The sequence below is a fragment of the Variovorax sp. FG153 genome (assembly GCF_057809595.1).
The window spans coordinates 1-14,396 of record NZ_JBMDKG010000009.1 but is presented as its reverse complement, the minus strand read 5'-3'; the positions used below and the strand labels follow the sequence as shown (position 1 = coordinate 14,396).

Annotated in this window: 10 protein-coding genes and 1 pseudogene; 8 read left to right on the top strand and 3 right to left on the bottom strand. The window is 72.1% G+C overall.

Translation table 11 applies throughout. From position 1 onward, the window contains the following. Positions 1-10 precede the first annotated feature (10 nt). The 3 genes from ACODT0_RS12690 to ACODT0_RS12680 all read left to right on the top strand — a co-directional run bounded on the left by ACODT0_RS12690 (position 11) and on the right by ACODT0_RS12680 (position 4,663). Entirely contained in the window at positions 11-1,129 is a 1,119-nt protein-coding gene (locus ACODT0_RS12690) for an ABC transporter permease (RefSeq protein WP_057595683.1), read from the top strand. Between the two features lie 32 nt (positions 1,130-1,161). Beyond that, complete coding sequence (locus ACODT0_RS12685) at positions 1,162-2,685, top strand: efflux transporter outer membrane subunit (RefSeq protein WP_489041430.1); 1,524 nt, start codon at positions 1,162-1,164, stop codon at positions 2,683-2,685. 226 nt (positions 2,686-2,911) lie between these two features. Next, positions 2,912-4,663, top strand: a complete 1,752-nt coding sequence (locus ACODT0_RS12680) for an Ig-like domain-containing protein (RefSeq protein ID WP_489041429.1) — start codon at positions 2,912-2,914, stop codon at positions 4,661-4,663. A 7-nt stretch (positions 4,664-4,670) separates the two neighbouring features. Here ACODT0_RS12680 and ACODT0_RS12675 read toward each other — a convergent pair whose 3' ends face one another. Beyond that, the gene (locus ACODT0_RS12675; protein WP_261213715.1) at positions 4,671-5,570 is read right to left on the bottom strand and encodes a LysR family transcriptional regulator; all 900 of its coding nucleotides are present in this window, start codon (positions 5,568-5,570) and stop codon (positions 4,671-4,673) included. A 94-nt stretch (positions 5,571-5,664) separates the two neighbouring features. Here ACODT0_RS12675 and ACODT0_RS12670 point away from each other — a divergent pair, with 94 nt between their 5' ends. The 3 genes from ACODT0_RS12670 (at position 5,665) to ACODT0_RS12660 (ending at position 9,319) form a co-directional block, all read left to right on the top strand. Continuing rightward, positions 5,665-6,789: a TauD/TfdA family dioxygenase gene (locus tag ACODT0_RS12670; RefSeq protein ID WP_489041428.1), complete on the top strand. Its 1,125-nt coding sequence runs from the start codon at positions 5,665-5,667 to the stop codon at positions 6,787-6,789. A gap of 56 nt (positions 6,790-6,845) precedes the next feature. Further along, positions 6,846-7,799 (top strand): tripartite tricarboxylate transporter substrate binding protein, encoded by a 954-nt coding sequence (locus ACODT0_RS12665; RefSeq protein WP_489041427.1) that lies wholly within the window; start codon positions 6,846-6,848, stop codon positions 7,797-7,799. A gap of 128 nt (positions 7,800-7,927) precedes the next feature. Beyond that, positions 7,928-9,319 (top strand): MFS transporter, encoded by a 1,392-nt coding sequence (locus ACODT0_RS12660; protein ID WP_261213721.1) that lies wholly within the window; start codon positions 7,928-7,930, stop codon positions 9,317-9,319. Here ACODT0_RS12660 and ACODT0_RS12655 read toward each other — a convergent pair whose 3' ends face one another. Next, a complete protein-coding gene (locus ACODT0_RS12655) occupies positions 9,320-10,444 on the bottom strand; it encodes an ROK family protein (protein ID WP_489041426.1) in 1,125 nt (374 codons plus the stop codon). Between the two features lie 109 nt (positions 10,445-10,553). Here ACODT0_RS12655 and ACODT0_RS12650 point away from each other — a divergent pair, with 109 nt between their 5' ends. Continuing rightward, a complete protein-coding gene (locus tag ACODT0_RS12650; RefSeq protein WP_489041425.1) occupies positions 10,554-12,125 on the top strand; it encodes an ABC transporter permease/substrate-binding protein in 1,572 nt (523 codons plus the stop codon). A gap of 55 nt (positions 12,126-12,180) precedes the next feature. Here the strand turns inward: ACODT0_RS12650 and ACODT0_RS12645 are convergent. After that, a pseudogene (locus tag ACODT0_RS12645) lies at positions 12,181-12,987 on the bottom strand (LysR family transcriptional regulator); the annotation flags it as partial. 131 nt (positions 12,988-13,118) lie between these two features. Between ACODT0_RS12645 and ACODT0_RS12640 the strand changes: the two are divergent. Continuing rightward, on the top strand, positions 13,119-14,315 hold the full coding sequence (locus tag ACODT0_RS12640; RefSeq protein ID WP_489041424.1) for an MFS transporter: 1,197 nt from the start codon (positions 13,119-13,121) through the stop codon (positions 14,313-14,315). Positions 14,316-14,396: the final 81 nt, after the last annotated feature.

Below are 14,396 nucleotides of genomic sequence, written 5' to 3'. Positions count from 1 at the left end.
GAACCGCACCATGCTCGACTTCCTGCTGCGCATCGCCAACCTCTGCCGCAAGGAACTGCTCGCGATCCTCAAGGACCCCGCGAGCCGCGTGATCCTGGTCGTGCCGGCGCTGATGCAGAGCCTGATCTTCGGCTACGCCGCCACCTACGACCTCAGCAACGTGCCCTATGCGCTGCTCGACCAGAGCCATGGCGGCGCGGCCACCGAGCTGGTCGCGCGGCTCGACGGCACCGGCGTGTTCCACCGCGTCGCCACGCTGCGCACCCAGGCCGACATCCGCGAGGTCATCGACACGCAGAAGGCGCTGCTGGTGGTGCAGCTCGGCCCCGACTTCGAGCAGCGGCTCGCGGCCGGCCAGCGCGCGCCGGTGCAGCTGATCCTCGATGCGCGCAACTCCAACACCGCGGGCTCGGCCGCGGGCTACGTGGGCGCGGTGGTCGAGCGCTACAACGCCGAGCTGCGCAGCCGCGCGGGCCTGGCACCGGCGCCGCTGGCCGTGGAATCGCGCGCCTGGTTCAACCCCAACCTCGAGACCCGCTGGAACCTGCTGCCCGGCATGATCGCCGCGCTCAGCATGGTGCAGACGCTGCTCTTGACCGCACTGTCGGTGGCGCGCGAGCGCGAACAGGGCACCTTCGACCAGCTGCTGGTGACGCCGATGTCGCCGCTCGAGATCATGGTCGGCAAGGCGCTGCCGCCGGTGCTGGTGGGGCTGGTGCAGTCCTCGCTGGTGCTGCTGGTGGCGCGCTTCTGGTTCGGCATCCCGATGGCGGGCTCGCTGTTCACGCTCTACACCGGGCTGGTGTTCTTCACCGTCGCGAGCGTGGGCATCGGGCTGTCGATCTCGGCCGTGTCGGCCAACATGCAGCAGGCCATGCTCTACACCTTCGTGCTGCTGATGCCGATGATGCTGCTGTCGGGCCTGACCACGCCGGTGCGCAACATGCCCGAAGTGCTGCAGATCGCCACGCTGGCCAATCCGCTGCGCTTCGCGATCGACCTGGTGCAGCGCGTCTACCTCGAGGGCGTCGGGCTCTCGACGGTGGCGGCCAATCTCATTCCGCTCTCGGTCATCGCCGTGGTCACGCTGCCGCTCGCGGCCTGGCTGTTCCGGAACCGGCTCGCCTGAACGCGCGCCACCCCACGTCTGGAGAAGAAGACATGTCCCTCCCTCATGCCCTCGCGCCGCTGGTGCTCGCCCTCGCGCTGTCGGGCTGCGCGGTCGGCCCCGACCATCGCCCCGCCGAGACGCCGGCCCCCGCCGACTGGTCGGCCTGGCACGGCGGCGCCGATGCGCTGCTCGGCGCCGAGCGGCGCGCCGGCGCCTCGGCCGCCACCAGCGACTGGAAGGCCTTCGGCGATCCGCTGCTCGACAGCCTGCAGGCGCGCGCGCTCGCGGCCAACCACGACCTGCGGACGGCCGCCTTGCGCTTCGCGCAGAGCCGCGCGCAGCGCAGCGCCACCGCGGCGCAGCGAGGGCCGCAGCTCGAGGCGAGCGCGGGCGTGAACCGCCAGCGGCAGAGCGAGAGCGGCGCGGCCACGCGCATGATCGACGCGATCGGTTCGTCGGCCGGCAACCGCGAGCAGCTGATCCGCTCGCTGTCGCAGCCCTTCGACCTCTACCAGGCCGGCTTCGACGCCTCGTGGGAGATCGACCTCTGGGGCCGCGTGCGGCGCGCGGTCGAGGCCGCCGAGGCCGACAGCGCCGCCTCGGCCGCGCTGCTGCGGCAGGCGCAGCTCAGCGTGCAGGCCGAGGTCGCGCGCAACTACGTCGAGCTGCGCGGCAGCCAGCGCGAACTGCAACTGGCGCGCGCCGACCTCGCGGCCGCCGGCGAGTCGCTCGAGCTGGTGCAGGCCCGCGCGCGCGGCGGCCTCGTGACCGAGCTCGACCCGGTGCGCCAGCGCGGCCTGCTGGCCGAGCTGCGCGGCCGCATCCCGGCGCTGCAGCAGCAGGAGGCGCAGGCGATGAACCAGATCACGCTGCTGCTCGGCGCCACGCCGGGCGCGCTCAATGCCGAACTCGCGGCGCCGGCCGATGCCACCGCGCAGGACCGCGCCCTGCCCGAACTCGCGCTGGGCCTGCCGGCCGAACTCGCGCGCCGCCGGCCCGATATCGCCGCGGCCGAGGCGCAACTCCATGCCGCCACCGCGCGCGTGGGCGTGGCGGTGGCCGAGCTCTATCCGCGCGTGACGCTGGGCGCGCGCTTCGGCAACGAATCGGTGGGCCACGAGCGCTTCGGCAACTGGGGCAGCCGGCAGTGGCAGGTCGGCCCCTCGCTGAGCCTGCCGATCTTCGACATGGGAAGGCGCCGCAGCACCGTGACCCTGCGCGAGCTGCAGCAGCAGGAAGCGGCCGTCGCCTTCCAGCAGACGGTGCTCAAGGCCTGGCACGAGATCGACGGCGCGCTCAGCGCCTATGCGGCCGAGCGCCGCCGCCAGGCCGAGCTGGCCGAGCGCGAGCGCGAGAGCGCCGATGCGCTGGCGCTCGCGCAGGCGCGCTACGCCGGCGGGCTCACCGATTTCGGCGTGGCGCTCGATGCCCGCCGCACCCTGCTGCAGGCCCAGCGCGACCGGGCCCAGAGCCGCAGCCGGCTGGCCGTGGACTGGGTCGCGGTCTGCAAGGCGCTGGGCAGCGCGCCGCCCGAGGAGGCGGTCGCCACGGCGGCATCGGGGCCGCCAATTTGATACATTGTAACAACGTTTGAAACACAAACACACAATCCATCTAGAATTACTACCGGTTTCGGTAGTTGACGGATTGGTTTTGTCCGCGCGCCCCTGAGGCGCGGCCCGATCGGCACTCCCGGCACCCCCTGCATCGCAGGGCCGCCCGACGGGGGTCGCGCACGGCGAACGGCCGGCTCCCGGCGCCGACCGTTCGCGCTTTGCGCCCCCGCCGCGGGGAAGACCGATGCGAGCCTTCTCCTCGCTGCAAGCCGGCGTACGCCGGCTGTGCGCCGCCCTGCTGGGGGCGGTGGCCCTGCTGGTCGCATCGCCCTCGGGCGCGGTCGTGCTCGACGAGATCGGCCGCGGCACCGCCAGCGTCCACCGGCTGAAGTTCTTCGTCGATCCGCAGCTCGCGGCCGAGATCGGCGGCGCCGAGGCCGGCCGCCGGCTGGCGCAGTACGTGGCCGACGTGAACACTGTCTTCACGCGCGAATCGGTGCGCGGCTTCGGCTTCGATCCCGCCGCCGACCTGCAATGGATCGCGCCGGCCCAGGCACCGCAGTGCAGCCTCAACGGCCTGGTCAACGGCGAGATCGCGGTCTGCATCAACAAGTCGACGCGCGGCTACAGCCATGGCGGCCTGACGATGAGCTGGACCTTTCCGGCGCGCGGCGCGACCTGGAACCTCAACTGGACCGCGATCCACGACCCGCTGCGCCTCACGCGCGCCATCGCGCCCGGCGCCGTCGAATCGACCGAGAAGGACTACCTCGGGCGCCAGCTCAAGACCCTGCTGCACGAACTCGAGCACGTCTTCGGCGCCGGCTCGGGCGAGTACTACAACGCGATCGCCGTGGCCGACACCACCGACGTCGCGCCCAAGGCCGACCTCGACCTCATGAAGCCCGCCGACCGCTACTGGTGGCCGCGCCAGCACTGGCGGCTCGATCCGCTGCTGGGCACGGTGTTCGAGGAGCGCTTCGACCCCGCGGCCAACCGCGTCGCCACGCTCGAGATGATCCGCTTCACCGAGGGCACCAAGGCCAACCTCGACACCGACTGGAGCAACTGGCCCAAGCTCGGCAGCTCCAAGTTCATGGCCGGCACCACCGCCACCCAGGTGCGCGTGAGCGAGCGCGAGGGCGGCGCGGCGCTGCCCGGCGCGCAGGTCTGGGTATGGCGCGATCCGGGCGCGGGCAAGCCGCTGGAGCCGATCGCGCAGGGCGTGTCGGACGCGGGCGGGCGCTTCGTCTTCGACTGGCGCTGCGGCTTCACCTGCTTCGCGGTCGGCAAGACCAACCTGCTGGTGAAGGCGCAGGCACCGGGCCGCGCGCCGGGCGCTAGCTGGTTCACCATCTTCGATGCCTTCGAGCAGAAGGCGGTGCGCGGCCAGGCCATGTTCTCCATCGACCTGCCGCTGGGCCTGCCCGACGACCACAAGCCGGTGGTCTCGCTGGCCGCGCCGGCCATGGCCACCGTGGGCCAGCCGGTGACGCTGGCGCCGGTGGCGGTCGACAACGTGGGCGTGTGGGGCCTCAAGGTGATGGGCGCGCAGAGCCTGCCGATCTGCAGCTTCACCGCGCCGCCCTACACCTGCAGCTGGACGCCCACCGCGCCCGGCATGCAGACCATCCGCGTGATCGCGATGGACGCGGCCGGCAACACGGCGGTGGCCTCGGCCAACGTGATGGTCAACCCGCCGGCCGACACGCTGCCGCCCGCCGTGGCCTTCGTCGCGCCGCCGACCGCAGCGGCCGGCCTGCCGCTGCGCCTGGCCGCGAGCGCGGCCGACAACGTGGCGGTGGCCGAGCTCAAGTTCATCGCCGACGGCCGCACCGTCTGCACGCTGCGCGCCGCGCCCTACGTGTGCACCTGGACGCCGACACGCGCGGGCCATGCGGTGATCGAGGTGCGCGCCTCGGACGCGGCCGGCAATCTCGCGGCCGTGTCGGGCGGGGTGCGCGTCGAGGGCGGCTTGCGGCCCGAGGACCTGTAGCGCAACCCTACATGCCGCGGTCGCTGCGCTGCCGCTGCGCCGTCATCAACGCCGTGTGCATGGCCTCGCGCATCGCGGCCAGCGTGCGGCTGTCGTCGTCGGTCTTGCGCGTGACCAGCGACAGCTGCAGCATCGGCGCGCCACGGCCGAGCCGCACGATGCGCACCGGGTAGGTCGCCACCAGCCCCGGGTCCGCGATCTGCACCACCGAGATCCCGAGACCGCCGCTGACCATGGCGACGATGGCGGGCGTGCTGTCGAACTCCAGCGTGCCGCGCTTCTCGCGCACCTGCGTGCTCACGAAGCGCGCGGCCAGCGTGCCGGTGACGGTGGAACGGTCGTAGCGGATCCAGTCGTACTGCTTGAACAGCGCGGCCACCGAGCTTTCGGTGGCCGTGGGCGGCGCCACCAGCACCAGCTCGCGCCGCAGCATCGGCTGCCAGCGCAGCCGCGCCGAACCGCCGCTCTCGGGCTGCGCCACCAGCGCCGCATCGAGGTCGCCGGCCTTCACCGCCGCGATCAGCGACGCGCTGCGCCCGCGCGCGGGGCGCAGCTCCAGCCGCGGATAGCGCTCGCGCAGCAGCCGCATGGTGGCCGGCAGCACGATGGGCTGCATCGACTCGATGACGCCCAGCCGCACGCTGCCCTCGATGCTCACGCTCGCGCGCTTGCGCAGCGACTCGAGCTGCTGCAGCGCATCGCGCATGACCGAGGAGACCTCGTGCGCCAGCTTCATCGGCTTGACCTGCAGGCCCGAGCGGTCGAACAGCGGCTGGCCCAGGTAGGCCTCGAGCTGCTTCATCTGCATGCTGATGGCGCTGGGCGTGAGGTTCATCTCGTGCGCGGCCGCCGCCAGGGTGCCGCCGCGCAGCACGGCGTCGAGCGTTGAGAAGGCATCGATCTTCATCAAATTTCCTTATCTAAGACTTGAAATAGTGTCGCTTTTTCTTTGCATCGCGCGGTCCTAGACTTTTTGGCACGACACCCGAGGACCCGATCGAATGAACGACACGCAACCCGCCGCCCCCCTCGCCTGGACCGCCGAAGAGGTGCGCCAGGACAGTTCCTGGATCCAGCGCCTCAGCGAGACGGAGGTCGACGGCTTCCGCTCGGCGCTGCGGCATGCGGCCGCGCTGGGCAAGCCGCTGCTCTCGATGACGCAGGCCGACTTCCCGCTGCCCGCGGCCTCGCGCGAAGCGCTGGACCGTGCCATCGCGACCACGCAGGGCCGCTGGGGCATGTGCCTGCTCAAGGGCTTCCCGGTCGACGAATGGAGCGAGGACGAGACGCGCACCGCCTACTGGGGCATGAGCCTGCACATGGGCGTCGGCCGCACGCAGAACCGCGCCAGCCAGGTCATGAACGACGTGCGCGACGAAGGCGGCGACTACAAGGTCAAGGGCGGCCGCGGCTACAACACCAGCGCCGGCCTCGACTTCCACCAGGACTCGTGCGACGTGGTGGGCCTGCTGTGCCGGCGCACGGCCAAGAGCGGCGGCACCAGCAAGGTCATCAGCTCGATCCGGCTGCGCGACGAGGTGCAGCGGCTGCGCCCCGACCTGATCCCGGTGCTGCAGCAGCCCTTCTTCCACAGCTACCAGGGCACGCAGGACCCGTCGCAGCCGCCGTTCTACCGCTGCCCGATCTTCGGCAGCGACCCGGTGCATTTCGCCGCGCGCACCAACCGCAAGAACACCGACGCGGCGCAGCGCGACTTCCCCGAGGTGCCGCGCCTCACGCCGCAGCAGGTGGAGGCCCTCGACCTGCTCGACGAGCTGATGCCGAGCCCGCTGCTGTGCTACTCCATGACCCTGGAGCGCGGCGACCTGCAGCTGCTCAACAACTACGTGACCCTGCATTCGCGCACGCCCTTCGAGGACTTCGAGGCGCCCGACGACAAGCGCCACCTGCTGCGCCTGTGGCTCGCGATCCCCTCGTCGCAACCGCTGCCCGCTGCCTTCGAGGAGTATTACGGCGACGTGCGCGCGGGCGCGGTGCGCGGCGGCGTGCGCGGCAGCGCGATCACGTCCGAGTTCCTGGCCTACGAGCAGCGGCAGGCTCAGGCCCTGAACATGCGGCTCGAGCCCTGGCGGGCGAAGCGACTGGCGGCGGACGCCCTGGCCTGAACCGCGCGCCGGCACCGGCCGGCCCGCCCCCCGATGACAACGAAAGAGAGACAAGCATGCTTCGACGCAGATTCATCGCCGCGGGCGCGAGCGCCTCGGCCCTCGCGAGCTTCGGCGTTCGCGCGCAGCAGGTCACGCGCCTGCTCGTGGGCGCGACGCCCGGCGGCGGCACCGACATCGTGGCGCGCGCGCTGGCGCAGGAGCTCACCACGCGCCTGGGCCACCAGTTCATCGTCGAGAACCGCCCGGGCGCGGCCGGCAACATCGCGGCGCTGGCCGTGGCCAAGGCGCCCACCGACGGCAGCACGCTGCTGCTGAGCTACACCAGCCACGCCATCAATGCCTCGCTGTATCCGAGCCTCCCCTTCGATCCGCAGAAGGACTTCACGCCGCTCGCGGGCATCGCCAGCCTGCCGGCCATCCTGATCGCGCGGCCCACGCTCCCGGCCAACGACGTGCGCGAGCTGATCGCGCTGGCCAGGCGCGAGCCCGGCAAGCTCAACGTGGCGATCGCGGGCTTGGGCAGCGCCAACCACCTGGCGGGCGAGATGCTCAAGCGCGACGCGGGCATCGACATCGTGGGCGTGCCCTACAAGGGCACCGGGCCGGCCATCGCCGACGTGGTGGCGGGACAGATCGACCTGGCCTTCGCGGGCGTGGCCACGGTGCAGCAGCTCGTGAAGGCAAAGCGCCTCAAGGCCCTGGGCGTGACGAGCGAGAAGCGCCTGGCTGCCTTTCCCGACGTGCCGGCCGTGGCGGAAGTGCTGCCCGGCTATGCGTACAGCTCGTGGTATGGCCTCTTCGGGCCGGCGCAGATGCCCGCGCCGCTGGTGGCGCGCATCGCCGACGCCGCGCGCACCGCGCTGGGCTCCGAGCTCATGCGCGAGCGCTTCAGGGACGAGGGCCTGGTGCCGATGGGCACCGGCCCCGACGAGTTCGGCGCCTTCGTGCGCAGCGAGATCGTGCGCTGGGGCAAGGTGGTGGCGGCCACGGGCGCCAAGCCCGAGTGAGCAGCGGGCGGGCCGGGGAGGCCCGCGCCGCGCTTCCCCGAGCGCCGGCAAGGGTTTCCACTTAGGACTAGCCTTCGCGTCTCCCCACGGCGTCGCCGGACGCCGCAGCCCTCTTTCTTCCGCGAGCGATGGCCTCCCTGTTTTCCCGTCAAGAGATCCATGCGATCGGCCCGGGCCTGCCGGCCCACGAACGCTTCGGCGCGCTGCTCGCCATCATGCTGGGCGTGTGCGTGGCCAGCCTCGACACCGCGATCGCCAACACCGCCCTGCCCACCATCGCCAACGAACTGCGCGTGAGCGAGGCCGCCTCGACCTGGGTCGTCAGCGGCTACCAGCTCGCGATGGTCGCCGCGCTGCTGCCGGCCGCCGCGCTCGGCGACGTGCTCGGCCACCGGCGCGTGTTCCTCTGGGGCCTGGTGCTGTTCACCGTGTCCTCGCTGGGCTGCGGCCTGGCCGACTCGCTGCCCGCGCTGGTCGGCTGGCGCCTGGTGCAGGGCCTGGGCGCGGCCGGCGTGATGGGCATCAACGGCGCGCTGGTGCGCGTCGTCTACCCCTCGGGCATGCTGGGCCGCGGCCTGGGCCTGAACGCGCTCGTCGTGGGCCTGGCCTTCGCGGGCGGGCCCACGGCCGCATCGCTGGTGCTGCTGCTGGGCTCGTGGCATTGGCTGTTCCTCATCAACGTGCCTATCTGCGCCGTGGCGGTGTTCTACGGGCTGCGCTTCCTGCCGGCCACCGAGCGCCACAGCCACGGCTTCGACGGCCTGGCCGCGCTGCTGTGCGCCGCCGCGCTGGCGCTGCTGGCTTCCACGCTCACCGAGGCCGCGCACCAGGCCACCGTCGAGTCGGTGATCGTGCAGGCCGTGCTGGGCTTCGTACTGCTGGCCTGGCTGCTCAAGCGCCAGTCCGGACATCCGGCGCCGATCCTGGCCATGGACCTGCTGCGCAATCCCGTGTTCGCGCTGTCGGCCGCAACGGCCGTGTGCTCGTTCGCCGCGCAGGCGCTGGCCTTCATCTCGCTGCCCTTCCTGCTGCAGTCGCTGCTGGGCTATTCGCAGGTCGAGACCGGCTTCCTCATCACGCCATGGCCGCTGGTGGTGGCCGCGATGGCGCCCCTGGCCGGACGCCTGTCGGACCGCTACGAGCCGGGCCTGCTCTGCGGCATCGGGCTCGCGCTGCTGGCGCTGGGCCTGCTGTCGCTGGCGCTGCTGCCGCCGCATCCCACGGTGGCCGGCATCGTCTGGCGCATGGCGCTGTGCGGCGCGGGCTTCGGCTTCTTCCAGTCGCCGAACCTGCGCGCCATCATGGGCTCGGCACCGGCCTCGCGCAGCGGCGGTGCCAGCGGCATGGTGGGCACGGTGCGCCTGCTGGGCCAGTCCTCGGGCGCGGCGCTGGTGGCGGCCTGCTTCCACGTGTCGAGCACGAATGGCGCGGTGTACGCGCTGTGGCTGGGTGCCGCATGCGCGGCGAGCGCCGCCGTGTTCAGCTTCCTGCGGCTCAGGCGACGCGCACTGGCGGTCTAGTCATTTGCGGTTCGTGAAGCTGGCATTGCCCAGCCCGGTGCCGATGGTGAGCACCGCCCAGTGGCCGACATCGCGCATGAACGGCAGCTCGCTCAAGCCCTGCACCACCGCGTCGTTGTGCATCAGCACCAGCGTCGGCCCCGAGCCGATCATCGGCATGCGGCGCCACAGCGCGCTCGGCAGGTGGAAGTTCTCGCTCTCCCAGTCGCCCGGCAGGTTCTGCGCGCCGCGCGCGATCGAGCCGTCCTTGCGGATCAGGCCGGGGCAGGCGATGCCGATGAAGGGCGCGAGCCGGATCTTCTTGCGCTCGGCGTAGCGCACCATGTCCTCGAGCATGCCGGCCACGTGCTCGACGAAGTTGGTGCGGCTGGGCTTCTCGTCGGCATGGCGCCACTTCTCGCGCCGCACCACCTTCGCGAGCGAGAAGTCGCGCGCCTTGCGGTGGCGTGTCTTCACGATGCCGCAGCGCACGTTGGTGCCGCCGATGTCGATCGCGAGGATCGCGTCGTGCTTCTTGAGCATCTCGGGCGGCGTCAGGTGCACCCAGCCGATCAGCCCGCCGTCGTCGACCTCGTGCGAGAGCCGGCCGAGCTGCACGTGCACGCCCATCTCCTCGAGGATCGCGCCGGCTTCGAGGATCGCGCGCTCGCCGGCCTCGCTCTCGGGAAAGCCTCCGCCCACCACGATGCGCTCGACCTTCTCCCATGAAGGCTGGTGCAGGAAGCGCTGGATCACGGCCGCGAGCTCCTGCGCGAACTCGCCGATCGCGCTGTGCATCACGTTGGCCGCGTCGCTGACCTTCTGGCCGCGCAGCAGCCGGTCGAGCTCCTTCTTGCTCATGTCGCGCGAATGCCGCAGGCCCAGCGGATCGGTGCCGTCGCTGCGGTGCTTGCGGCGCCAGCGCTCGAGCAGCGCGCGGAACGCGGTCTGGCTCGCCTGGTCGCCGACGAAGCCCTCGTTGTCGCGCAGCTGCAGGCTATAGCCGTCGACCTGCAGCTTGGGCAGCTCGCGCAGGCCGTGGACGTCGGGGCCGGGCAGGTCGATCTTCGGAGCGGGCCGGCTTCCGGCCTTGGACTTTCCCGTGACGGGCTTGGCGCTCCCTGGCGCGCGCTTGGATTGGGTCATGCGGCCAGTGTGGGCCCCATGCGCGCCGCGCCGCATCGGCGCCGCGCACGGCAGGCTGTAGGACGCCGACGGGTACGCCGCGCGCGGGCTTGTCTATACACTGCCCGCGATGCACCCGCCCCACTCCCTCCGGCGCGTCGCGCTGCCCCTCGTGCTCGCGCTGCTGGCGGCCATCGCCTGCCTGTGGTGTGCGGCATCGGCCCGCGCGGCCACCGACGACGGCACGCTGCGCGTCGGCTCGAAGCGCTTCACCGAGTCCTACATCCTGGCCGAGCTGCTCGCCCAGACCGCCGCGCCGCACCTCGCGAACAAGCCGGTGGTGCGCCAGGGCCTGGGCAACACGGCGATCGTCTACGAGGCGCTGCGCTCGGGCGCGATCGACCTCTATGCCGAATACACCGGCACCATCGCGCTGGAAATCCTGAAAGGCTCGCCCGCGGCCACGCGCACGCAGATGAACGAGGCGCTCGCGCCGCTGGGCCTGGGCGTGGCGATACCGCTGGGCTTCAACGACGGTTATGCGCTCGCGGTGCGCGCGGCCGATGCCGACCGGCTCGGGCTGCGCAGCCTCGGCGACCTCGCCAAGCATCCCGAGCTGAAGCTCGGCCTGTCGAACGAATTCATCGGCCGCGCCGACGGCTGGAAGGGCCTGGCCGCGCGCTACGGCTTCACGCAGACGCCCACCGGTCTCGACCACGGCCTGGCCTACGACGCGATCGGCGCGAAGCAGGTCGACGTGATCGACATCTACACCACCGACGCGAAGATCGACCACCTGGGCCTGCGCGTGCTCGAGGACGATCGCCAGTACTTCCCGCGCTACGACGCGGTGGTGCTCTACAAGCTCGACCTGCCGCAGCGCCTGCCGCAGGCCTGGGCCGCGCTGCAGAAGCTCGAGGGCCGCGTCGACGAGCACGCGATGATCGCGATGAACGCGCGCGCCGAGCTGCAGAGCGTGCCCTTCGACACCATCGCGCGCGACTTCCTCGCGAGCGCCGGCAAGGACGGCGCGGCGCCGCAGGACACGCGGCGCGGCTTCGCGGCCAAGCTCTTCGGCCCCGACCTCTGGCAGCTCGCGCGCCAGCACCTGCTGCTGGTGGCGCTGTCGGTGGGCGTGGCCATCCTGGTCGGCGTGCCGATCGCGATCCTGGTGTTTCCGCATCTGCGGCTGCGCGCGCTGGTGCTGGGCGTCGCGAGCCTGATGCAGACCGTGCCCTCGCTGGCGCTGCTCGCGGTGCTGATCTCGATGCTCGGCGCCATCGGTACCCTGCCCGCGCTGATCGCGCTCACGCTCTATTCGCTGCTGCCGATCATGCGCAACACCGTGACCGGCCTGGCCGAGGTGCCCAACGGCCTGCGGCTGGCCGGCACCGCGCTCGGCATGACCTCGAAGCAGAGCCTGCGACTGGTGCTGCTGCCGCTGGCGCTGCCCACGCTGCTCGCGGGCGTGCGCACCGCCACCGCCATCGCGATCGGCACCGCGACCATCGCGGCCTTCATCGGCGCGGGCGGCTTCGGCGAACGCATCGTGACCGGGCTCGCGCTCAACGACCGCGAGTTGCTCGTGGCGGGCGCGCTGCCGGCGGCGGCGCTGGCGCTGTTGAGCGAGGGCGTGTTCGAGCTGGTGGAGTTCTGGCTGCGCCGGCGCCGCCGCGCGCCGCCGGCATCGACAGTGCCTTGAGGCCCTCGCGCAGCAGCCGCGCGCCCACGCCCAGCGGCTTGTCGGCGCGGTGGCAGAAGTAGGCGCGGTGGCCGGTCTCGCCGTCCACGCCGAGCCGGCCCACCGGCAACTGCACCAGCGTGCCCGCGGCGATGTCGGCCGCCACCAGCCATGACGGCATCTTTCCCCAGCCGAGCCCGGCGCGCAGCAGCGCGAGCTTGATCTGCATGTCGCCCGCGCGCCAGGTGGTGGGCGAGAGCACGTCGAAGTCCTGACCCGCGCTGAGCGCGCTCGCGTCCTCCACCACGATCTGCAGATGCCGCGCGGCCGCATCGTCGAGCGAGCCGCGGGCCTTCTTCCTCGCGAGCGCCGCCAGCGGATGCGCGGCGGCCGCCACCGCCACCATCGACAGCGGCAGCAGGAACTCGCGCGCGATGCGCTCGTCGAGCTGCGAGAAGGCCGAGATCGCGATGTCGCAGCGGCCGCTGTGCAGCGCCTCGACCGGCGCGCCCATCGAGCCGTACTCGATGCGCATCGCGATGCCCGGGTGCACCGCGTGCACGCCGCGGATGGCGGCCGCCACGAGGTCGATCGGGAACAGCGTGTCGACCGCGATCGACAGGCCGAGCTCGATGCCCTGCTCGATCCCCTGCGCGCGGGCGCGCAAGGCATCGACCTTCGCGAGGATCTGCCGCACGTCGCCCAGCAGCGCCTGGCCCGCGGGCGTGAGCACCGGCTTGTGGCCCGAGCGATCGAACAGCCGCACCTGCAGCTGCTGCTCGAGGTTGGCGACGGCCTGACTCACGGCCGACTGCACGCGGTGCAGCCGGTCCGCGCCCGCGCGGAAGCTGCCGGCCTCGGCCACCACCGCGAACATCTGCATCTGGGACAACGTGAGCGCATCCAGCATGGGCGTTTCCTCTTTCGGGCAATGCGACTCGATCGGTTCGATCGATGAAGTCGACCGATATTATTTGCTTTCATCGATCGGATTCGAAGGCCAGACTGGCGTCCATGCACTCCACGTCCGCGCCGCTGCCCTCCTCCGCCGCCACCACCGCCTGGACCGGCGTCGCCCTGGTCGTCGCCGCGGGCGTGATCGCCGCGCTGCAGGTCGGCAAGGTCGCGATCGCGGTGCCGCAATTGCGCGAGGACTTCGGGCTCGGCCTGTCGGCGATCGGCTGGCTGATGGCGGTGTTCTCGCTGCTCGGCGTGCTCGGCGCGATTCCGGTCGGCGCCTGGATCGCGCGCGCGGGCGACCGTCGGCTGCTCGCGGCCGGCCTGCTGGCGCTGGCCGTCGGCAGCACCATCGGCGCCCTGGCCGGCGGCCTGGCCGCGCTGCTGTTCGCGCGCGTGGTCGAGGGCCTGGGCTTCCTGCTGATCGTGATCGCCGGGCCCGCGCTGCTGCAGCGCATCGTCGCGCCCGCGGCCAAGGATCTGGCCTTCGCGATCTGGAGCTGCTTCATGCCGGTCGGCATCGCGATCGCGTTCTTCGTCGGCTCGGTGCTCGAGGGCTGGCGCGGCTTCTGGCTCGCGAACGGCCTGCTCGCGCCGGTGCTGCTGGCGCTGGTGCTGGCGGCCGTGCCGCGCCCGGAGCGCGACGCGCGCCGGCTGTCGTGGCGCGACATCGCCGGCGACACCGCCCGCACGCTCGCGGCGAGCGCGCCGCTGCGGCTCGCGCTGTCCTTCGCGATCTACAGCCTGCAGTTCTTCGCGCTGTTCAACTTCCTGCCGGTGCTGCTGATCGAGCGCATGGGCACGAGCGCGGCCACGGCCGGGCTGTTGAGCGCGCTCGCCTGCCTCGCGAACGTGGCCGGCAACCTCGCGGCCGGCCTGTTGCTGGCGCGCGGCACGCCGCGCTGGCGGCTGGTGGCGATCGCGACCGCCACCATGGGCATCGCCGCGCTCGGCATCTTCCTGCCGCTCCTGGCGGCGCCGCCGACCTTCGTGTTGTGCCTGCTGTTCTCAGGCGCCGGCGGGCTGCTGCCCGCGACCCTGCTGGCCTCGGCAGAACGGGCCGCGCCGGAATCGCGGCTCGCGCCGCTCACGGTCGGCCTGCTGATGACCGGCAACAACGTCGGCCAGATGATCGGCCCGGCGCTGGTCGGCGGCGCGGTCGAGGCGCTGGGCTGGCCGGCCGCCGCCGCGATCGTGGCACTCGCGAGCGTGGCGGGGCTGGGGGTGGCGATGGGGTTGCGGCCGCTGCGCTGAAGGCGCGGCCGCGAACGCTGCCTCACTCAGGCCAGCGTGTAGGCCGTCTTCACCGTGGTGAAGAACTCCTGCGCATAGCGC